Annotated in this window: 18 protein-coding genes; 11 read left to right on the forward strand and 7 right to left on the reverse strand. The window is 51.9% G+C overall.

What is annotated here, in order from left to right; all coding sequences use genetic code 11:
- The first annotated feature begins 83 nt into the window (after positions 1-83).
- The 4 genes from BLP63_RS08560 to BLP63_RS08575 are packed head-to-tail and all read left to right on the forward strand — an operon-like array spanning position 84 to position 4,141.
- Positions 84-1,292, forward strand: coding sequence for an NADP-dependent isocitrate dehydrogenase (locus tag BLP63_RS08560; RefSeq protein ID WP_170829371.1), 1,209 nt, complete (start codon positions 84-86; stop codon positions 1,290-1,292).
- Positions 1,289-2,776: a triphosphoribosyl-dephospho-CoA synthase CitG gene (citG, locus tag BLP63_RS08565; protein ID WP_092590555.1), complete on the forward strand. Its 1,488-nt coding sequence runs from the start codon at positions 1,289-1,291 to the stop codon at positions 2,774-2,776. The genes BLP63_RS08560 and citG overlap by 4 nt, the downstream gene beginning before the upstream one ends.
- Before the next feature lie 38 nt (positions 2,777-2,814).
- Positions 2,815-3,327 (forward strand): ferritin-like domain-containing protein, encoded by a 513-nt coding sequence (locus BLP63_RS08570; RefSeq protein WP_092590557.1) that lies wholly within the window; start codon positions 2,815-2,817, stop codon positions 3,325-3,327.
- Between the two features lie 34 nt (positions 3,328-3,361).
- Complete coding sequence (locus BLP63_RS08575; RefSeq protein WP_092590559.1) at positions 3,362-4,141, forward strand: NAD-dependent protein deacylase; 780 nt, start codon at positions 3,362-3,364, stop codon at positions 4,139-4,141.
- A 93-nt stretch (positions 4,142-4,234) separates the two neighbouring features.
- On the opposite strand, the gene BLP63_RS08580 is transcribed toward BLP63_RS08575, so the two are convergent.
- The 5 genes from BLP63_RS08580 to BLP63_RS08600 form a co-directional block, all read right to left on the reverse strand.
- A complete protein-coding gene (locus tag BLP63_RS08580) occupies positions 4,235-5,128 on the reverse strand; it encodes a DMT family transporter (RefSeq protein ID WP_092590561.1) in 894 nt (297 codons plus the stop codon).
- Between the two features lie 282 nt (positions 5,129-5,410).
- Positions 5,411-6,637 carry an FAD-dependent oxidoreductase gene (locus BLP63_RS08585; RefSeq protein WP_092590563.1) on the reverse strand — a complete coding sequence of 409 codons (1,227 nt, stop codon included), beginning with the start codon at positions 6,635-6,637 and terminating at the stop codon, positions 5,411-5,413.
- Positions 6,638-6,649: 12 nt separating this feature from the next.
- Positions 6,650-7,207, reverse strand: coding sequence for a YeeE/YedE thiosulfate transporter family protein (locus BLP63_RS08590; protein ID WP_242870849.1), 558 nt, complete (start codon positions 7,205-7,207; stop codon positions 6,650-6,652).
- A gap of 77 nt (positions 7,208-7,284) precedes the next feature.
- Complete coding sequence (locus tag BLP63_RS08595; RefSeq protein WP_092590565.1) at positions 7,285-7,512, reverse strand: sulfurtransferase TusA family protein; 228 nt, start codon at positions 7,510-7,512, stop codon at positions 7,285-7,287.
- A gap of 119 nt (positions 7,513-7,631) precedes the next feature.
- Positions 7,632-8,321, reverse strand: coding sequence for a YeeE/YedE thiosulfate transporter family protein (locus BLP63_RS08600; protein WP_092590567.1), 690 nt, complete (start codon positions 8,319-8,321; stop codon positions 7,632-7,634).
- Positions 8,322-8,518: 197 nt separating this feature from the next.
- Between BLP63_RS08600 and BLP63_RS08605 the strand changes: the two genes are divergently transcribed.
- Positions 8,519-9,415 (forward strand): LysR family transcriptional regulator, encoded by an 897-nt coding sequence (locus BLP63_RS08605; protein ID WP_092590569.1) that lies wholly within the window; start codon positions 8,519-8,521, stop codon positions 9,413-9,415.
- Positions 9,416-9,530: 115 nt separating this feature from the next.
- On the opposite strand, the gene BLP63_RS08610 is transcribed toward BLP63_RS08605, so the two are convergent.
- Positions 9,531-9,767 (reverse strand): sulfurtransferase TusA family protein, encoded by a 237-nt coding sequence (locus BLP63_RS08610; protein ID WP_092590571.1) that lies wholly within the window; start codon positions 9,765-9,767, stop codon positions 9,531-9,533.
- Positions 9,768-9,922: 155 nt separating this feature from the next.
- On the opposite strand from BLP63_RS08610, the gene BLP63_RS08615 reads away from it, so the two are divergent.
- Together BLP63_RS08615 and BLP63_RS08620 are read left to right on the forward strand one after the other, a co-directional pair.
- Positions 9,923-11,080 carry a DegT/DnrJ/EryC1/StrS family aminotransferase gene (locus BLP63_RS08615; protein ID WP_092590573.1) on the forward strand — a complete coding sequence of 386 codons (1,158 nt, stop codon included), beginning with the start codon at positions 9,923-9,925 and terminating at the stop codon, positions 11,078-11,080.
- The gene (locus tag BLP63_RS08620) at positions 11,049-13,130 is read left to right on the forward strand and encodes a glycosyltransferase (RefSeq protein WP_092590575.1); all 2,082 of its coding nucleotides are present in this window, start codon (positions 11,049-11,051) and stop codon (positions 13,128-13,130) included. Before BLP63_RS08615 ends, BLP63_RS08620 begins: the two co-directional genes overlap by 32 nt.
- A 151-nt stretch (positions 13,131-13,281) precedes the next feature.
- Here the strand turns inward: BLP63_RS08620 and BLP63_RS08625 are convergent, their stop codons facing one another.
- Positions 13,282-14,826, reverse strand: coding sequence for an ArnT family glycosyltransferase (locus tag BLP63_RS08625; protein WP_092590577.1), 1,545 nt, complete (start codon positions 14,824-14,826; stop codon positions 13,282-13,284).
- 220 nt (positions 14,827-15,046) lie between these two features.
- Between BLP63_RS08625 and BLP63_RS08630 the strand changes: the two genes are divergently transcribed.
- The 4 genes from BLP63_RS08630 to BLP63_RS08645 all read left to right on the forward strand — a co-directional run bounded on the left by BLP63_RS08630 (position 15,047) and on the right by BLP63_RS08645 (position 21,170).
- Complete coding sequence (locus tag BLP63_RS08630) at positions 15,047-15,952, forward strand: sulfurtransferase (protein ID WP_092590579.1); 906 nt, start codon at positions 15,047-15,049, stop codon at positions 15,950-15,952.
- A gap of 41 nt (positions 15,953-15,993) precedes the next feature.
- Positions 15,994-16,968, forward strand: a complete 975-nt coding sequence (locus BLP63_RS08635) for a rhodanese-like domain-containing protein (protein ID WP_092590581.1) — start codon at positions 15,994-15,996, stop codon at positions 16,966-16,968.
- Positions 16,969-17,587: 619 nt separating this feature from the next.
- On the forward strand, positions 17,588-20,248 hold the full coding sequence (locus tag BLP63_RS08640) for a calcium-translocating P-type ATPase, PMCA-type (RefSeq protein ID WP_170829372.1): 2,661 nt from the start codon (positions 17,588-17,590) through the stop codon (positions 20,246-20,248).
- Between the two features lie 61 nt (positions 20,249-20,309).
- Complete coding sequence (locus tag BLP63_RS08645) at positions 20,310-21,170, forward strand: CvfB family protein (protein ID WP_092590583.1); 861 nt, start codon at positions 20,310-20,312, stop codon at positions 21,168-21,170.
- The last annotated feature ends 38 nt before the right edge of the window (positions 21,171-21,208 follow it).

Below are 21,208 nucleotides of genomic sequence, written 5' to 3' on the forward strand. Positions count from 1 at the left end.
ATATGACTTGCGTACAATGTATTTCACTTTCGCCTGCAACCAGCGTGACAACATATTGAAATATTTAAGAAGAGGTGAATATTATGTCAAAGATTCAAATGAAGACCCCTTTGGTAGAGATTGATGGGGACGAAATGACCAGAATCATCTGGGAAGAAGTTAAGAAGGAACTGATTGAACCGTTTGTGGACTTAAAAACGGAATACTTTGATCTGGGACTTGAAAACCGTGAGAAGACCAAGGATCAGGTAACCGTAGACGCAGCGAATGCTATCAAGCGCTTGGGCGTTGGTGTCAAGTGCGCAACGATTACGCCAAACGCAGACCGGGTTAAAGAATATAACCTCACGGAAATGTGGAAAAGCCCAAATGGTACCCTGAGAGCTATTCTGGATGGAACGGTCTTCAGAAAGCCTATCCTGATTGACGGCTTCACCTCTTTCGTTCCAAACTGGAAACAGCCTATCATCATTGCCCGCCACGCTTATGGGGATCTTTACAAAGGTGTGGAGTTCAAGGTGGAAGGTCCATGTACGGCGGAGCTGGTCATCAAAAAGCCGGACGGAACCCTGGAGACCCAAATCGTTCATGAGTTCAAAGGCGCAGGTGTCGTCCAAGGCATTCACAACACCAACGACTCCATCACCAGCTTTGCGCACGCTTGCTTCAAGTTTGCCCTGGATGAGAAAAAGGACCTCATGTTCTCTGCAAAGGACACCATCTCCAAGAAATATGACCATACGTTTAAAGATCTGTTCGCTGAGATCTACGAAGCAGAGTATAAAGCTGAGTTTGAAAAAGCTGGCATTCAATACACCTACACATTGATTGATGACGCCGTAGCGAGAATCATGCGCTCCGAGGGCGGTATGATCTGGGCATGCAAAAACTATGACGGCGACGTCATGTCGGACATGATCGCGTCTGCATTTGGCAGCCTGGCCATGATGACTTCCGTACTGGTTTCACCAACGGGTGAATTTGAATACGAAGCTGCCCATGGTACGGTCACGAGACACTATTATCAATATCTCAAAGGTGTTCAAACCTCAACGAATCCTGTCGCGACACTGTTCGCGTGGACTGGTGCCCTGCACAAGCGCGGCGAGCTGGACGAGATTCCGGAGCTGGCGCGTTTTGGTCAGCTGCTCGAGGAAGCGACCATTGAAACCCTGACCCATGGCGTCATGACAAAGGACTTGATTTCACTTTCCCAGCATCCAGACAAGCAGGAAGTGACAACCGTAGGTCTGATCGCGGCTATCAGAAAGGCGCTGGAAGCCAAGCTATGATTGAAAATACCCAGCCGGCAGTGACGCTGGAAATGGTGCTTGCCGCAAAGGACCGCAGGGCCGCTGTTCAGACAGAGATGAGGAATGACTATGGCGCAGTTGTCATCAGCATGACCCTCAACATGCCAGGGCCGGTTAAATACAAGCCGGCCTGGCTTGGCATGCTGTATGACGCGGCTGAGGCGCTGCGAAAGCGTTGCTCCGGTTACGGGATCCGGATTTTCGAAGAGCGGATGCTCCATGACACTGCAGGGGCAACGCTGTTTGTGGCGGCTTCACCTTCGCCCGAAGTCTCAGTCCCAACCTCAGCACCGGCCTCGGAAGCCGCAACACGCCTCAAGAAAGTCGCGGTCGAGCTTGAGGACAATAAGCCTTGGGGTCGTCTCCTGGACCTGGATGTCTTCAGCGAAACCGGAGAGCAAATCAACCGGACGTCTCTGGGCCTCCCGCCCAGAAAATGCCTGGTCTGTGAGGACGTCGCCGCCCTTTGCGTCAGAGCCATGCGCCACGACAGGAACGAGGTGATCGCAGCGGCTATGAGGCTTGCGGATACCTATGCAAAGAAGCGCCCATTGACACCTTCTGAAGCATCCATTGCCAGGCGGATCGGTCAGACCGCTCTTGAAGCCATGCTTATGGAGGTCGCGGCAACGCCGTCGCCCGGCCTGGTAGACCGTTTCAATTCCGGCGCCCACGACGACATGGACATCTCCACGTTCATACGCAGCAGCAGCGCGCTGGCTGGCCCTATGACCATGCTCGTGGAGGAAGGCCTCCGCCATGAAGGTACCCTGCCTGAGCTCCTCCCCAAGATCAGACGGATTGGCATTGACGCGGAGCACGAGATGTTTCAGGCGACTTATGGGATCAACACCCAAAAGGGTCTGCTGTTTTTACTTGGCATTCTGGCAGCGGCGGCAGGATACGCTTTAAAACCCCTGGCTGAGTGCTCTGCCGATGGTCTCGGGTTCAAAACCGAAGCCATTGCCAAATGTGCCGCAGGCATATGCGAGGGTTTGGTGTCCCGGGAACTGGAAAGCCTGCGTCACCACAAGCCAGACCGTCAGCTGACGGCGGGTGAACACTACTATATTGCCCACGGTTTTACCGGCGTTCGGGGTGAAATCGAGCATGGGCTGCCTACCGTTATGCGCGTTGGCCTTCCCGCCCTGGAAGCTGCCCTTGCAGAAGGTGCAACTGACAATGATGCCCTGGTGCACGCTTTGATCGCCTTAATGACCAGGACAGAGGATACCACGATTTTGCACCGCCATGACCTTGAAGTTCTGAAGGCGGTTCAGGCGGAGGCTGCGGCACTTTTTGAAGCGGGCGGCTACTTGACGGCAGAAGGCAAGCAGCAGGTCGCTGAAATGGATCAACGCTTCATTCAAAATCACATCAGCCCAGGGGGCTCCGCGGATCTTTTGGCGGTGACATGGTTTCTTTACAGGCTCAAAGATTTTTTTGGTTTCGAAGGGGTATAAACCCTGTGTAAATTCAAAATTATCTGGAGGTGCGTCACATGGGAAATAAAGCTATTGAAATCAGCAATCTGGATGTATCAGAACTTCTGACTATGCTCAATTCCGCCCTTGCGGAGGAGTGGCTCGCTTACTATCAATACTGGATTGGCGCCAGAATGCTGGAAGGGCCTATGAGAAGTGAAATAGAGCCGGAGCTGCTGCTGCATGCGACAGAAGAACTTGGCCATGCGGTGCTGGTCGTCGACAGAATCATTCAACTTGGCGGTACGCCTATTCTCGATCCTAAGAAATGGTATGACCATGCGGAGTGCGACTATGAAGCGCCTGAGGATCCTTATGTCGAAGTCATTCTCGAGCAGAATCTCAGGGGCGAGCGCTGCGCGATTCAGCGTTACAACGAAATTGCGAAGTTTACTTATGGCAAAGACCACGCGACTTATCAGATGGCGACCCAAATCCTCAACGACGAGCTCGAGCATGAGCATGACATTCAGGACTTCCTGAGGGATATTGAAAGACTGAAGGATGACATTAAGAAGCTCAGACTGTAAGGATTTCATACAAAAGGCAAGCAGGAGGCACGTCATGAAAATTGTACGTGACAGCAGTCACTTGGCCGGGGATGCGGCGCGTCTTGCTGAGTGGGTGATGGGCGCCAGGCATGTCGTATTCTTTGGGGGCGCTGGCGTCTCCACGGAAAGCGGCGTTCCGGACTTTAGAAGCGAAAAGGGCCTTTATCAAGCCGTGGAAGCTTATGGGTATCCCCCTGAAACCATTTTAAGCCGTTCCTTTTTTCTTCAGCAGCAAGAGGTCTTCTTTAAGTACTACTTTGAGCAGATTCTTTATCCGGACGCTTTGCCAAACCGCGCCCATACAGCTTTAGCTGAGCTGGAGGAGAGCGGTGTCGAGATCAAAGTCATCACTCAGAACATTGACGGACTGCATCAGGCGGGCGGGAGCAAAGCGGTGATCGAGCTTCACGGCTCCGTGCATGAGAATTACTGCGTGCGCTGCGGTGAGCTGTATGATCTCGGATTTATCTTAGCGACCCAGGGACGGATTCCAAAATGCCTGAAATGTGGTGGCACAGTGCGGCCAGATGTGGTGCTTTATGAGGAACCGCTTAAAGGCGAAGTGATTCAGGCGGCTTCTGAAGCCGTAGACCGGGCGGATCTGATGATTGTTGGCGGAACCTCGCTGGTAGTGTATCCTGCGGCGGGGCTGGTACGGGGCTATATGGGCGGCCGGCTGGCCCTGGTCAATAAGAGTACGACACCGCTGGATGGAAAAGCGGATCTGGTGATCCAAGATAATGTGGCTGAAGTTCTGGACGTTGTGGCTGCCCTTTGCTGTAAAGGTGAGTGATGGGTGGGGGTCTGGGGACCATCGGCATACAAAAAAGAAAGAAAGCGAAGCTTAAATTCAGGCTTCGCTTTTGCTTGTTTTTGGGTTATTGGATTAAGCTTCAGACAGACTTGCTGAAGACGGGCGCTGAACTATCAGCACACCAGCGGCGACGAGGAGAATGCCGGTGATTTTGAGGGCGCCCATGGGCTCATTAAAAACCAAATAGCCAAGAAGGGCTGCAACGACGGGTTCGAGGGTGGTGATCAGCGCTGCACGGCCGGCTTCTATGGACTGGACGGCCCGGGTGTAGAGCAGAAAAGGAACGACAGTGCTGATGAGGGACAGGGACATACCGGAAATCAAGAGGGATGGGGTCTGGAAAAGCTTAACAAAAAAGGTTGGTGGGACGAGGAACAGGATGCCCACGGAGGCCACAATAAAGGTGTAGGTGGTGACAGTGGCAGAGCTGGATCTGGCGAGGGCCATTTTGCTGAAGATGCTGTAAAGGGCAAAGGTCAGGCCGGATAAAAGGCCGGTGAGGATGCCTTTAAGCGGGACGCTGTCGAGGGGCTGGCCTATGAGACCAGTGACCAGGGCGCAGCCGAGCAGTGTCAGGAGCAGTGCCAGTCCTTTGGACCTTGTAAGGGGCTCTTTGAAAAACAGTCTCGAAAGCAGCACCACAAAGATGGGGCAGGTATAAAGCAGGGTAACGCTGACGGCAATACTGGTGAGCTGCATGGTGGTAAAGAAAAAATAATTGAAGACCAAGAAGCTCAGCAGGCCGGTGCCGGCGAAGTATTTCAGGTCGTTAGGCCTGATCTTCAGGACGCTGCGGTCTCTGACCATCCAGTAGAGGGTCAGGAACACCCCGGAAAAGACGGCGCGGATGGCGACGATTTCAAGTGAAGTTATGCCGGCGCGGCCGAGCAGTGTGCCAAACAGGCCAATCAGGCCCCACAGGAACGCGGCGGTGGCGACGAAGATGACAGGTTTATTCAAGGTCATGGAGGGTCCTCCCGTGTGGTGTGATGTGCTGACTGCGTTAGGGTTGAGAGTAGTTCAAGGAGCACTGGTTTAAGTATGTCAAATGCGGGGGGATTTGGCAAGGGGAAGGGGTGGAAGACGTTGAAATGATGGGGGGATCCATTGTGATGCCCTTTGTTGGATAGGGGTGGTGCTTTGGGTGACCATCGGCAAAAAAAAAACAAAACCGTGGAAGTTGGCGCTCATGACGCCAGTTTCCACGGTTTTGCAATTTAAAACAAGAGGGGACTTGTTTCCTGATAATTAGTATAAAGCTCTGATAGCGTCGTAGTTCAAATCGCCATGCAGAACTTGGGCGATCTTGCCATCCTTGGTGCTGACGATGGTTGGGAAGCTCTCAACGCCAAGTCGCTTCGCGATGCCATGGGACTTATAGCAGTCGACTTTAACAAGCTGGATCGAGCCGCCGAGCTCTTGCTCAACGCGTTCCACAACCGGGAGAAGCTCTCTGGATTCGTGGTCAATGGCGTTGTAAACGTAGATCAAGCTTGGCTTTTCCTTTTGCATGATATAGTTTTCGAAGGTTTCAGATTCCGCGATGTACTTCTCAGCTGCGACAGCTGCCACGGCACCATCTCCAACTGAAGTCGCGACCTGACGGAGCCATTTTTCCCTGACGTCACCGCAGGCGAAGACGCCTTCAATGTTGGTTTCCATCATTTCGTTGGTCGGGATGTAACCACGATGGGTTAATGTAATCTGACCCTTTAAAAATTCCGTGTTCGGGATGTAGCCAATAAACTCGAAGCAGTTGTCACACTCAATTGGAATGAGTTCATTCGTTTTGACATTTTTCAGAACGACGCGCTCGAGGTGGTCTTCGCCTTCAAAGGCATCCACAACTGTGTTCCAGACGAAATTCATCTTAGGATTTTTCAAAGCGGCTTCTTTGGCGATTTCGTTGCAGTCCATGATGTCTTCGTCGTGGAGGACGGAAACGGTGACTTTCTTCGCGAACTTGGTCAGGAACATGCCTTCCTCGATAGCCGCGTCGCCTGAGCCTATGACGACGACGTGCTTGCCTTCGTTGGCTGCGGCGTCACAAGTCGCGCAGAAGGAAATGCCTTTGTCATACAGATAATTTTCTTCATCTCTGGCACCAGTCGTGCGCGGTCGGCCGCCTGTGGCGAGGATGACAGATTTTGCAATAAATTTGTTTCTGAAAGTCTCTACGATTTTTTCTTCGCCTTCAAGATCAACGCTTTGAACCAGAACACCCTTGAACTTGACGCCAAGGTTTTGCGCCTGCTTCTTCATGAGATTTGTGATCTCTTCGCCTTTAGGCTTATCAGGGAAACCAGGGTAGTTTTCAATTTCATTGGTATAAGTTGCAAGACCACCAACGAGGCTTTTCTCGATCAACAGTGTATTGAGTCTTGCGCGGCCGGCGTAAATTGCGGCTGTCAGACCTGCAGGACCTGCACCGATAATAACGACGTCATAATGCTCTACTGCTTTTTCTCTAGCCAACGTGTTTCACCCCTACATAAAGAATTTGACAAGAAGCTTGCTGCCAATCACTGCGCCAAGGAACATAAAGACAGCAAAGACCCATCCTGACAGCGACAAGGATGCAATGCCGCCGTACAGGGCGCCAATGTTGCACCCAAAGGAAAGTCTTGCGCCGTAGCCCATAAGAAGACCGCCAAGGGTCGCTGCGACAATTTGCTTCTTGTTTTTAATTTTTTTAATTTTAAACTGAGATGCGAACAAGGTCGCGACCAGCGCGCCTACGATAATACCAATGTTCCTATAGGATCCCGGATCGTTGAGGATTCCGTTTGCCAGGGTATTTTGAGCGCCTTGGCTGCCAAAGTAATACCACTTGTCGACGCTGCCGCCAAAGGCTTCATAAATCCAGGCGCCCCAGTTTGCCATGACGCCGGAAACACCCCAAGGCTCCCCGGTGGTTGCCAAAGTCACGATCTGGAGAACCGAGAGCAGGACTGCGCCAGTGACATAGGAATAGGCGTTTTTGAACCACATTTGGTAAAATTCAGTTTTCGTAATGCTATCGAAAAACTTTTTGGAACCTTCCAATTAGATGACACCTCCTGGAGGAATGCAGGGGGTGGGACCCTTTTTGAAGCGTCACCACCCTGCTTTCACTGCTTCGATTACTTGTTTTTCTCGATGATAACTTCCCACTCGCCGTCATCTACTTCTTCGAGTTCGCAGTTGTAGCCTTCTTTGTTGGCCCACTCTGGAAGGTTTTTCATAGCGCAGGAGTGGTCGATCTGGACGATCAGGATGTCGCCAAGGTCCATCTCATTGATAGCGTTTTGAGCTTTTACGAGAGGGATCGGACAAGCTTCACCAAGGCAATCGAGCATAACTTCTTTCATAATAAAGACCTCCTAATATAATATGATTTTTATTGGTTTTTGGTTTACGGGTGTACAGGTGTTGAAATGGAGCAGTGCGTCATTTTCACGAGTGTGGCTCTTGGGGCCGTAAGTGGCTTTTAGTGGCCGCCACCGCCGCCGCGTCTTTTTTCGTAAACTGCGGCAACTATGTAGAGGACCGCGATCAGGGTCAGCTGAGCTGCGACTGCGCCGAACCATCCCAAATAATCCGGGAGGAACACCTTGACGCCGTTGCTGATAAAGTTCAGCTTCCACCAGCCAAAATGATTGGCACCAATCAAGGAGCCGACAATGAAAAAGAGCAGTGAGATCATATTCATGTGGAACATTTCGCCAACGCGCATCAGTGTGCCGGATGCGCAGCCGCCTGCGATGACCATGCCAGTACCGAACATGACCGCGCCAACCGCTGTTGTGAGGCTGATTGGAACGACGTAGCTCATTCCCGGAATAGCGAGTCCTTTGACCATATAGCCATATTTAATGGCTGTAAAGCCTACGGTGGTGATTGCGAATGCAATAAGTACAGCGCGCGTTAGTGAAGTGCCGCCTGTCAGATATGGATCCCGCATGGAAGCGGTGAAACAAAATCGCGCTTTCTGGAGAACGAATCCAAAAGCGATGCCGGTGATCCAGAAGATCGCGGCGTTGGCAGAGCGTGTTGAAGCGAAGATTCCGACCGCAATGATCAGAACGACGACTGCGAGCGCAATCGGCAACTGATTCTTTTTGGGCTTCCTTGAGGCAGCCCTGGATGAACTGCGGCGGATGCTGGTCCCTTCAGACATGAGCATTCCTCCTGTGTTGTTTGTGACGTGTTTAACAATCTCCCTTGACAAAATTGTATCACAGTATGCAAGGGTTTCGTGCATACCGAAAAATGATGCTACATTGAAAAAACTTATAGCGTTATCAGTATCACTGATGTTACTATGAGGATGATGATAGTATATTAATTGTCAAACTCATAAGGAGTCGATGAATCTTGCATATCGAAATGCTGCAGCATTTTCAACAAGTCGTGGATGCAAAAAGTATCTCAAAGGTCGCGAATGAGACGCATATTTCCCAATCTGCTCTCAGCCAGATGATTCAAAAGATGGAGGATTCGCTGGGCTATAAGCTTTTGGAGCGCAGCAACAGGGGGGTTGAGCCCACTGAGATGGGTAAAATTGTTTTAAAATATTCAAGTACGATCATTAAATCTTATGAAAAGATGCAGCGTGAGATGCGGGATTTGGAGCTTCGAACGCATACCATACGGATCAACGCTGATAAATCTCTGGTAAACTATTCTTTGCCCTGCGCGCTTTACAAGATCAAGCGGCGGTTTCCAAACAACAAGTACGAGCTTCACTCGAGCTCGACAGAGGATATTGTAAAAGAGGTTCGCAATGATTTGTGCGATATGGGGGTCACCAACGAGAGGCCGGTAGCGGAAGACCTTGAGATTCGAAAGATTGGCCGGGAAAAGGTGGTTCTGGTGGCCTCAAAGAGTTTTGCCATCCCGGATGCGATTGAAATAGAGCAGCTTTTGCAGTTTGATTTGATTGCGCTCGCGAATTCCCGTTATATCACAGGGCCTCTTAAATCAGAGCTGAAAAAGGGCGGGTTTTCTGAGAATGACCTGAATATTTTGTTTGAAGTCGACGCGGTCAGCGCGGTTAAATCCTCAATCCACAATCATTATGGCATTGCGTTTTTGCCTTACAGTGCCGTCAAAAAGGAGCTTTATACCGGGGATTATAAGATGGTGACCATTCAGAATGTTGAGCTTTATCATGACATCTATATCATCAACAAGCCTCAGGCGTTCATGTCCAGCGCCAGCTGCGAGACGGTGGACTGCTTCATGGAGATGGGTGAGGATTCGTTCTGTTAGGTGGTTTTTGGTGCGGGACTGGGCCGCGCCACAACTGCTCTGGCGCGGCCCAGTCCCGCACCAAAACTTCTTCATAAAAAAAGCACCCTGTTTAAGTCAGGATGCAGGTTAGCAGTTATTCTTGATGGCATTTGGTGACAGTGATTTCCCAAATGCCGTTCATGACTTCATCTGAATCGATCTGAAGACGCTGTTTTCCGAACTTGTCCATAACGGATTCGGGCACACAGGAATGGTCAGTGACTAAAGTGACTGAGTCGCCGGGGCCAATATTTTTCAGCGCGCGCTCAAGCTTGATGAGCGGCACGGGGCAGATGTCACCAAAGCAGTCGATTTTTCCATCTATCGGCATAGAATCACCTCTCAAGTTATTATATCAGAACACTGTTGGCTTGTCTCATCCATGTAAATCCATTTACAATAAATTTTCCGTTCCGTCAGAAAGCCCCGCAGAACTGCCTCGTAAGAACACCCCGGCGGAACACCCCAATAGAAAGGAAACTGCCCATGAACGTCCCATTTAATCGTGTGGAAGCAACGCCTCATATGGTCGAAGCCGTGACACGCAGTCTGTCCAGCGGGCACTGGTCCGGGGATGGTACGTTCACAGCCCAGGTTCTGGAGAAACTTCATCAGCTCATGCCTGAGCCGCTGCTGCTTTTGACCACCAGTGCCAGCCAGGCGCTGGAGATGGCTGTAGTATTGGCAGGCATCAAAGCCGGCGACGAGGTGATTCTGCCTTCTTACACGTACGCCTCCTGTGCCAACGCGGTGCTGAGTGCCGGTGGCCTGCCGGTTTTCGCGGCGGTGTCACAAGAGACCCTTTGTCTGGCTCCGGAAAGTGTTGAGAGGCTGATGTCGCCCAGTGTTAAGGCTATTATGCCAGTCCACTACGGCGGGGTGCCTGCGGAGATGGATCTCCTGATGACGCTCTGCCGCGAGCGGGGTCTGACCCTCATTGAGGATGCTGCCCAGGCTATTGGAAGCTCATGGAAGGGTCGAGCCCTGGGGACCCTTGGCGATTTTGGCGCCATATCTTTTCATGATACCAAAAACGTCACCTCTGGGGAGGGCGGGCTGCTGCTGGTGGGCGCTGACCGAAAAGACCTCTGGGAGCAGGCGCAGATCCTGCATCAGAAAGGTACGGACCGACTCCAGTTTTTGCAGGGTCACCGGGACCGCTACGAATGGGTTGGGCAAGGGGTGAGCGCAAGTCCTTCAGAGCTGCTGATGGCGCTGCTGTTGCCACAGCTGGAGGCGGTTGAAGCCATTAACCAAAGGCGGCTTGAAATCGTGGGGCGCTACGAGTCCGTCATGAAGCCCCTCGAGATTTCCAGGAATCTGATTCTGAGCCACAGCAAAGTCAGCAAAGGGGGCAACGGGCATTTGTTCTTCCTGCGGTTCAAGGATGCCGGAAATGCTGCAGCGTTCATGGCTTTTATGGCGGCGCGGGGCATTGACGTCCGGACCCACTATCAGCCGCTGCATGCTTCGCCCCAAGGCCGTGGATTCAGGCATGATCCTGTGCTTCACTCGGTGGGGGACAGGGACTTAATGAAATGCGTGGTTCGTCTGCCCATGTCGCACCATTTGAAAGACGAAGAAATTGATTATGTCTGTGAGGTTTTGAAGGATGCGCTTATCCATTGTCATACCCGTCTATAATTCAGCGGCTGTTTTGGAGCGACTCACGGACCAGATCTCAAAGACGTTTGAGCCGATGGTCACACGCCCAAGCACCGAGAAATTAATGCCAAGTGATAATTTTGATACCATCGGCATCACCTGTATCAACGCTGAAATATCAGATTTTGAAATTCTGCTGGTGGACGACGGCAGCACAGACAACAGCTATGAAGTCATCCGCGGTTTAAGTGACCGGGATCCCAGACTTCGCGGTTTTAGGCTGACGAAAAACTTCGGTCAGCAGAACGCCACCTTATGTGGGCTGCGCCATGCCACCGGCGACCTGATCGCCACCATGGATGACGACATGCAGCACCCTGCTTCGGCGCTGAAAGTCATGATTGAGCAGCTTTTCGCTGAGGACAGGGACATTGTTTACGGCATATATCCTTACCAGGGAGAACGGATCCGCACCATGGGTTCCTCCCTTAGGGACTGGCTGTTCAACACTCAGATTGGAAAGCCTTCAGATATTGAAATCAGTTCTTTTAGGGTAATGCGACGCTCGGTTCGGGACAGGGTCGCCCAGACAAGTTATCGCTTTGCTTATATTTCCGCCTTGGTGCTTCGTGAGACCTTGAATATTGGGAATTGTCAGGTAGAGCGTCAGCCCCGGGCGGCGGGGCGCTCAGGCTATACTTTTGCATCCCTTTGCAAGCTGTATCTCAGGACTTGGCTATATTACGGCCGTCGATCCATTGTGCCGGAGCGGCTAAAATCAGGGCCCGCCTACAAGCTGGCAGCCCAGACGCGGTTTCCTGAAATTCTGCGGACGGAATCCCGGCTTAGCCAGCCAAAGCTGTTGATGCTCCTTGGAGCGGGCAAGCTTCAGGTCAACGCGGTAAAGCGCGCCCAGGAACTTGGGTTTGAAGTGCTGGCAGTAGACTGGGAACCTGGCGCACCTGCTAAGAAGATTTCTGAAAAAGCGGGACTGGCGGATGTTTTCGACGCAGACGCCTGCCTGAAGCTTGCAGAGGCCCATTCGGCGGACGGCGTCATGACCACTGGAACGGACCAGCCAGTGCTGACTGCCGCAATGGTAGCACAGGGACTGGGATTACCTTCTTTGATCAGTGTCGATACGGCTTTGGGAGCAACCCATAAGGGCGTGATGAAACGAACCCTTGAAGCCCATGGAATCCCAACGGCGCCCTATAAGCTTTGGCAGCCGGAGGATGGACTTGAGGACCTCAAGGCGCTCATGCCGGGGGTTGTAAAACCCGTGGATTCACAGGGACAGCGGGGCATTTTCAGAGTGGAAACACCCCTGGAGGCAGCCGCGCGTTTTCCGGAGGTGCTCAAGTATTCCAGGGACGAGCGCATCCTTGTGGAGAAGTTTATTGATGGGGATGAGGTCACGTTTTCCGGGTGGGTTCGCAGCGGCAGGCTATACCCTCTGGCATTGACAGACCGGGTGACTTTTTCGGAGAAGGAGCGGATTGGGATTTGCACGGCTCACGAGTTTCCGACGAAGCATTTTGATACCCACGGGGATGAGGTGCTGGCGCTTTCCGAGAGGATTGTATCTGCCTTTGGCATTCAAGAGGGGCCGGTGTATATTCAATTTCTTCTGGGCAAAGCTCAGACTGTGGTCAATGAGCTGGCCTGCAGGATTGGCGGCGCATATGAAGAGATCTGGATACCGGTGGTGACCGGCTGCGACTGGCTAAGATGGATGATTGAGGGCGCTATGGGTGTCGAATCCGACTTCAGCGCCCTGGAGACCTATGACTGGAAAAAAGTCGACAAGCGACTGTCTGCGCAGCTGTTTTTCTCTGAGCCAGGGATTGTTGCGGGACTCAGCGCTTCGCCTTCAGAGAATTGTCTTGACTATGGCTTCCACTTTGAAGTGGGCGACAGGATTGGCGGCATAACCAACGCCACACAGCGTGCGGGCTATTTCCTCGTGACAGCGAAAGATGAGGCGGGACTGGGCCGGGCCGTTCAGGAAATGTACAGTCGGATAAGAATTCAGATGGAAGGCATGGACCGCAACGCTGTGATGGTACGGCCGCGGCGGGAAGCGTGACAGAAAGTGAAACCAGAGGACCAAGAATAATCTGACAAAAAATTGAAGAAGCTCAGCAGGTGCCAGTAAATACAACAGGCGCATGCTGAGCTTTTCTTTTGCTGGAGAAAACAATTGATTCGTGATTTGTGAAATCTTGAAGTAATCCGTTTTACCTCAATTCGTAAACAGTAGTATACCACTCCGGCGTGTGAATATAGCGGGCGATTCTTATGCTGTAAGTGTCGTCCCGGAACCGGAGCAGCTTTGATCCCCGCACTGCGAGGATCGCCTCGAGCTCAGGATACCATTTCGAAACATCTCCATAGAGGATGTTCCATTTTGGGTTGCGGGCAATGTAAGCCAGCTCGTCAGTCAGTATAATGTAATGGATGTCGTTGGCGTTTAGATAGTCTTCCAGAGACAGGCCATTTTCCGTTAAGAATTCAAGGTTTCTAAAGTCCAGCAGGGCTCCGGGCGGGAAGGCATATTCTGTGTTCAGATTGCCGAGCACCTTTGAATCTGCTGGGATGACGGATCTGATCTGTGATAAATAACCTTCGTAATCATCCCTGGAGGTTTCCAAAGCCTCCAAAGAAGTGCCGTATGCAGCGAGGGCTATGAGGAGGATTAGAAAGCTGTGGTGCCAGGAACATCCAAAAGGCTTTGAATTATTAAGTGCAGTAAGCTTACCTGCCCATTTTCCCCGTTCGGAGGCCTGCTTAAGTGCTTCGAGACCTCCCGCCAAAATCATGATGAGCCATGGAAAGGCGAAAAGGATCGAGGTGGGGTTGAAGCGACCTATTATGAATAAAGCTGCGTTCAGGACAACCAGAGCGGTCAGGCCTATGGCAGAAGCCCGCTGCCTGGGCGTCAGTGCGGCTATGAGGGCTGCAGCGGGCAGCGCGGTGAGCCATGCACGAACATCGGCATTATAATAAGTGGCACTGATTCGGTGGAAGAGCTTCAGGTAGAAATCCCTGAAGTTTTCGAGGCGGCCCGCGGCGTCCGCGGTCACTTCGAGGGTGTCGCCATAGCTGAGGTAGTTTGTAAAAAAATGAGGGTCCAGAGCGAGACTGGTGCCCACAAGAGCCAATAGCGAGATGATGTGGATTCCGGCGAAAATCAGCGTATCTTTTCTTTGGATCACAAGGAGGATGAAGAATAGGATAGCCGCCGCTATGAAACCGTTTGGATGGAGCCACAGACCGGCAGCGCTGAGGACTGCGCCAGTTATGAGCCGCCCGGCCAGGAGCCGCTCCAAGGCAGCAAGCATAAAAAACAGAACGACAATTTCCTGCCTGGCGGTATGGCTGGCATAGACAAATTGGGCGGAGGTACCAAGGAGTAAGGCGGTCAGGGAGGACGTGGTCCCGGAGAGTCCAATTCGGATCAGGAGCTTTCTGAAAGTGACCAGAGTGAGGACGCCAAAGAAAAGAGACATCAGCCGCACGGCGAATATGTTGTAGCCCAGTGTCAGCAACCAAGGCATCTGAAGGCTGTGAAACAGCAGTTTGATCGCGTGGGGATTGCGGGGGTAGAGGTCAAAGAAGGGTTCTGTGACTTGAAAGGACCCTTGAGTCATTATTTGCCGGGTAAGCCCACTAAGCCAGCTTTCGTCCGAATGGACAAAAGGGAAGCGCGTCAACCAAAAGAGGCTTAGGAGTGCGTAAGCTGCGAGCATAACGAAAAACCAATGTTTGCGGAGAAATTGCATTGTTTTGGCGTCCTCCCTTCAAAAAGATTGGTTATATTATAGCATAGTGACAAGATCTTAACGATCTATGACAATAAGAAATACTGTATTAGCAAATCTAATATCTAAATAGGCTGGCCTTAAGGTATAATGATATCAGATTCGTTTGTAAATTATTTAACAATCATTTGGCGTGTTTGACTTGTCTCCCTTAAAGGCACGACTCACGCAGGAGGGTATTATGCAGAAACAAACGAAAAAATGGCTCCTCAGTTTACTGTTGGTATTATTGATAGGCACTTTGGCCGCTTGCGCGGGCAGCACGGCCTATACAGATGCCCAAAACATTGTTGAAGCATCTGCGCTCGCCGACCTGATGGCTCAGGAGGGCGTTGTGGTCATTGACGCGCGTTCAAGTGAGGATTATGCCAAAGGGCACCTCAAAGGCGCAGTCAATCTTTCGCCGGATGAGCTCAATGGTCAGGGTACAATTCCAAGTATGCTTGGAACCCCGCAGCAATTCAACCGCGTTATGAGCAAAGGCGGCATTTTGCCGGACTCTACGGTCATCATTTATGATGCAAACGGCGGCGTTTCCTCTGGCAGATTATGGTGGGCCATGAAAGCTTTTGGTCATGAGAACGTCAAGGTTGTCAACGGCGGCGCATCAGCTATTGTCAATGCCGGACTTGAGATCAGCGGCGACGCGACACAAGTCACAAGTTCAGCTTACAGCTCTAAAGGGATGGACGCTTCTATTGTAGCGACTATTGATGACGTCAAAGACGCAGTAGCGAATGGCACTGCCACTATCATTGATGTCAGGACCCCGGCAGAGTTTGATGAGGGCGCGATCCCTACGTCGATCCTGTACCCTCATACCTCAAATCTTTACAGTGACGGTACATTTAAATCCGCAAGAGATATCTATTTGAACTACAAGGATCTCGGTTTAGAAAAAGAGACGCCAGTCATCCTTTACTGCAAGTCCTCTTACCGCGCGACACAGACCATGCTTCTTTTACAGGAAGCCGGCTTCAGCAACGTCAAGGTTTATGACGGCGCTTGGCTCGAGTGGAGTGTATCCGGTGAAGAGACGACCTCACCAGCAGGGCCTGTCGAAGCAACTGTACAAGATGCTTCTTAAGGATAGTTTAGAAACAATCATAATCAATTAGGGGGATTAAAATGAAAAATCGTTTTAAATGGCTGTCGCTGCTTATGATTTTAGTACTTGCGCTCAGCGCGGGCGCTTGCGCAAAACCAGCAGAAGCACAAGCACCAATGGAAGCCGCTCCAACTGAAACACCTGCTGAAACGCCTGCAGAAGCACCTGCTGAAGCAGATGTCGTTGGCGACTTAGTCAACAGCTACTTTGCCAATATGCCGGCTGATGTTTACAAGATTTCCGACAAGGACTTTGTAGCAGCAGTTGCTGCTGGTACAGACGCGTTTATCCTTGACATCCGTTCTGCTGCGGATTATGAAGCTGGTCACGTAAAAGGTGCCGTCAATGCGCCTTGGGGCCCTGCGATCGCAGAAAACCTTAAATTTATCCCAGCGGATAAAACGGTCTACGTTTACTGCTACACTGGCCAAACGGCTGGTCAAGCGGTCAATACGCTGAATGTCGCTGGCTTTGACGCGAAGAGCGTTCACCTTGGCTGGAACATGGGTATTTCTAAAGTTGAAGGCGTTGCGGATGTTACTGAAACAACGGCTAACGCGTTCCCGACTGCTGAAACGGCTATTGATCCTGCTGTTCAAGCGGCTATGGATGCTTACTACACTGGCCTTGCTGCTGTTAAAGAAACCAAGTATGCAAACTACAAGGTTTCTGAAGATGACCTCAAAGCTATGGTTGACGCTAACGACGACAGCATTTACATCCTGGATGTCCGTAAAGCTGAAGATTACGCGAAGGGCCACATTGCCGGCGCGGAGAATCTTCCTTTCGGCAAAGGCATGGAAGCTGGCTTCTCAGCGCTTCCTATGGATAAGACAGTAGTTGTCTACTGCTACACTGGCCAAACGGCAGGCCAAGCAGTTGCAGGCATGAGACTCGCAGGTATTGACGCAGTATCCCTCAACGGTGGTGCAGGCATGGAAGCCAACCAGCCAATGGGTTGGGTCAACAAAGGCTACGAGTTAGTTGTAGAATAGTACGAAACCAAACGTCCGCGAAAGCTAACATTCGTGAAAGCTAACAGACGTGCATAAACAAAAGCGACACCTCGCAGAAGAGAGCTTGCTCTCGGAAGCGAGGTGTCGCTTTTGTTTATATAGGGCGCAGCCCGCGACCGAAGCGCAGCACAGCGGAGCGAGGTGCACGTCTGGTGCTGTGAGGTGAAAGATATTCAAAAGGGCAGAAGAGAGCTTGCTCTCGGAAGCGAGGTTCTGTTTTTATATTTATATAAGGCGCAAGCTACAACCGAGCGAAGCAAGGGCGCGACCGCAACGGAATACACACTTGGTACCGTGACAGTCTGGTCGGGCCCAGTCCCGCACCATATGCCCCTGTCCCGCACCATATGCCCCTGTCCCGCACCACAAGCCCCTGTCCCTCCCCAAAATCTGGTGGGTTTGACTTTTAACAGGCGTGATGGTATATTAATTTTACAGTAGAAAAACCACAGAGGGAGTAACAACCTGCCCCAGTGCAGGTTCAAAGTCGTCATGACGGCGCAGGCCCGGCTTTGAATGTTGAATTGTGAGACTCTGCACCCGTGAACGGACGTGGTGGGGAGTTTTTTTGCGTTCAAAATTGACAGGAGGAATCGCAGTGCTTACAAAGGAAGAACTCAAGAATGGAAAGTTTCATACCCAGGACATTGGGGCGGTCATGGAGACGCTGGGAACAGCCCCAAGCGGCTTGACCCAGGCGGAGGCACAGGCCCGGCAGGCACAGTTCGGGAAAAATGTCCTTGATGAAGGCAAAAAGAAGAGCCTGCTCGTTAAATTTCTGGAGCAGTTCAAAGATCTGATGATCATAGTCCTGATTGCCGCATCCGTGGTGTCGGGGCTGGTGGGTGAGTGGACGGACACGGCTATCATAATGGCGGTGGTCCTCCTCAACGCCATTATGGGCGTGGTCCAGGAGAGCAAGGCGGAGCAGGCCCTTGAGGCCCTCAAGAAAATGTCCGCCCAGAGCATCCGCGTCAAGCGGGACGGGCAGATTAGCGAGGTGGCCACCTCAGAAGCGGTTCCCGGTGATCTCCTTTACCTGGAGGCAGGGGACCTGGTGCCTGCCGATGGTCGCTTGATCGAATCCGCCAGCCTAAAGTCCGAGGAATCCGCCCTAACCGGCGAATCCGTGCCTGTCGAAAAGCACATTGAGGCCCTGGAGGACACAGAGGCGGTCATAGGCGACCGAAAGAACATGATCTACTCCGGCTCCAGCATCACCTATGGCCGGGGGATCGCCATAGTCACGGCAACTGGCATGCAGACGGAGGTCGGAAAAATTGCCCAGCAGCTCACGGGGGACATGGACACGACTACACCCCTCCAGAAGAAAATGGCTGAGCTCAGTAAAATTTTGTCCGTTCTGGTCGTCTTTATAGCAGCTTTGATGTTCGTAGTCGGCATCTTGCGGGGACAGGACCGATTTGACATGTTTATGACGGCCATCAGCCTCGCGGTGGCAGCGATTCCGGAAGGTCTGCCGGCGGTCATCACCATTGTCCTCTCCATTGGCGTCCAGAAAATGTCCAAGAAAAACGCCATTATCCGCAAGCTGTCCGCGGTCGAAACCCTGGGTTCGACCCAAGTCATCTGCTCGGACAAGACGGGTACCCTGACGCAAAACAAAATGACCGTCAAAGAAATCTTCGCCGGCATGGCTTCGAGTACAGCAGAGGAAGCTGACCCGCAAAACGTTGACGTGAAGACCTTTATTGAAGCCATAGCCCTCTGCAACGATTCAAAGAAATCTGCCGATGGCAGCAACGAGCCCTACATGGGCGACCCAACCGAAACCGCACTTGTCATCTACGGTGACGAAAAGGGCTTTCAGAAGAAGGCACTGGACAAATCCTACCCACGTGTTGGAGAGCTGCCGTTTGACTCCGAGAGGAAGCTCATGTCTACCGTTCACAAGACTGAGGAAGGCCTCAGGATGACCACCAAGGGCGCGCCGGATGTACTCCTGGCCCGCTGTACCTATTACAGGGAAAATGGCGAAACTAAGCCTATGACTGAAGAAACTCGAAAAGCAATCGTTTCAGCCAACACCGCCATGGCCTCCAAGGCCCTGCGCGTTCTGGCCGCGGCGGAAAAATTCATTGAGAAGGATCCTTCCAAGCTGAAGGCTGATCAGGATGAGCAAGACATGATTTTCCTCGGGCTGGTGGGTATGATCGATCCACCGCGGGAAGAAGCGAAAGCGGCAGTGGCGACCTGTGTCAGAGCCGGTATTCAGCCTATTATGATCACTGGTGACCACAAGGAGACCGCCGCAGCGATCGCCAAAGAGCTCAACATTTTAAAAGAAGGTGACTTGATCATCACAGGTGCCGAACTGGCGGCCATTCCTGAGCCGGATTTCGAAAAAACCGTTCAGAAATATTCTGTCTATGCCAGGGTTTCTCCGGAGCACAAGGTGAGAATTGTCGACGCCTGGCAGAAGCAAGGCAAAATTGTGGCTATGACCGGTGACGGCGTCAACGACGCGCCGGCGATCCGCAGCGCGGATATAGGCATAGGCATGGGCATTACGGGCACAGATGTGTCCAAAGGCGTGGCCAACATGGTCCTGGCGGATGACAACTTCGCGACCATTGTCACGGCGGTGGAAGAGGGCCGCAAGATTTACGCGAATATCCGTAAAAGTGTACAGTTTCTCCTGACCTGTAACCTGGGTGAAATTGTAACCATATTTGTAGGCACCATGATGGGCTGGACAGTGCTGCTGCCTATTCACATCCTCTGGGTCAACCTGGTGACGGATTCTTTGCCAGCACTGGCACTTGGCGTTGAAAAGGCTGAGGATGACGTCATGGATCAGCCGCCAAGGGATCCTAAGGCAAGTTTCTTCAGTGATGGCGTTGGTATCAGCATTGCATTCAGAGGGGTGATTCAGGGCCTTATTACACTGTCCGCGTACTGGTATGGGGAGACCCATTACAACCACGAAATTGCCATGACCATGGCCTTTGCGACTCTGGGACTGATTCAGCTGGCCCACGCCATGAATACGAGAAGCAACGAGAAGTCAATCTTCAAAATAGGCTTCTTCAGCAACCGCTTCATGAATGGTGCGATCCTACTCACTTCCGTATTGCAGGTCGGCATCATTCTGATCCCTGGACTCAACAGCCTTTTCCGGGTGACGCACCTGAGCCTGAGCCAGTGGGGCGTTGTCCTGGCAGCGTCCTTGTCCATCATTCCAATCGTCGAGGTCATCAAGCTGATTACCAGAGCCATGGGCAAAAAACAAGGCTAAAATGTCAGTCAGACGTGGTATAATCAAACGAGATGAACCGTGAGCCTTTAGGAGGTTGCAAATGATCAGATTGGGAGAAATTCAGTCACTGAAAGTCATCAACAAAACGCCGCAGGGCGTTTACCTCAACGAGCCTGAACCGGGGCCGGAGGAAGCGGCAGACGTTCTGCTGCCAAAGAAATTTGTGCCTGAAGATCTTGAGGAAGGTCAGCTGATTGAGGTCTTCATTTACAGGGATTCCGAGGATCGAATGGTCGCTACGACTAAAACGCCACTCATTAAAATGGGCGAAATTGCCTGGCTGAGGGTTGTGGATCTTACGACGCGAGGCGCCTTTTTGGATTGGGGTCTGGAGCGGGATCTTTTCCTCCCCACCAAAGAATCTACCATGACCGTAAAAAAAGGGCAAAAATGCCTGGTGGGCCTATATGTAGACCGGACCGGCCGGCTTTGCGCCACCATGAACCTGTACAGGCTGCTGGACCACAACGCGCCTTATCAGCTTGAGGAATGGGTCGAGGGGACTATCTATGATATTAAGGATGGGTTTGGCGCCTTTGTTGCCGTGGATGACCGGTTCAGCGGTTTGATCCGCGAGCGGGAAATCATAGCGCCGCTCAAAGCCGGAGAGACAGTGAGGGCAAGGGTCATTGAGGTTCGTGAGGATGGGAAGCTTACCTTGAGCCTTAGGGACAAGGCTCACAAAATGATTGACGGCGACGCCGCGAAGCTCCACGAGGCGCTGATTAAGGCAGGCGGTACGCTGATGCTGGATGACCACTCGGATCCGGATGAGATAAAGCTGATCCTTGGGATGAGCAAGAAGGCCTTTAAACGGGCTGTGGGGAGACTGCTGCGGGACGGCGTTATAGAAAAGACAGAGCGGCATACGCAGCTTAAGAAAGAGGATGGGGAGAACTGAGACCATCGGCAAAACAATTAATGGTAAGTGTTTTCCCG

It is taken from the genome of Acidaminobacter hydrogenoformans DSM 2784 (assembly GCF_900103005.1).
In the GTDB taxonomy this organism is placed as follows: Bacteria; Bacillota; Clostridia; order Peptostreptococcales; family Acidaminobacteraceae; genus Acidaminobacter; species Acidaminobacter hydrogenoformans.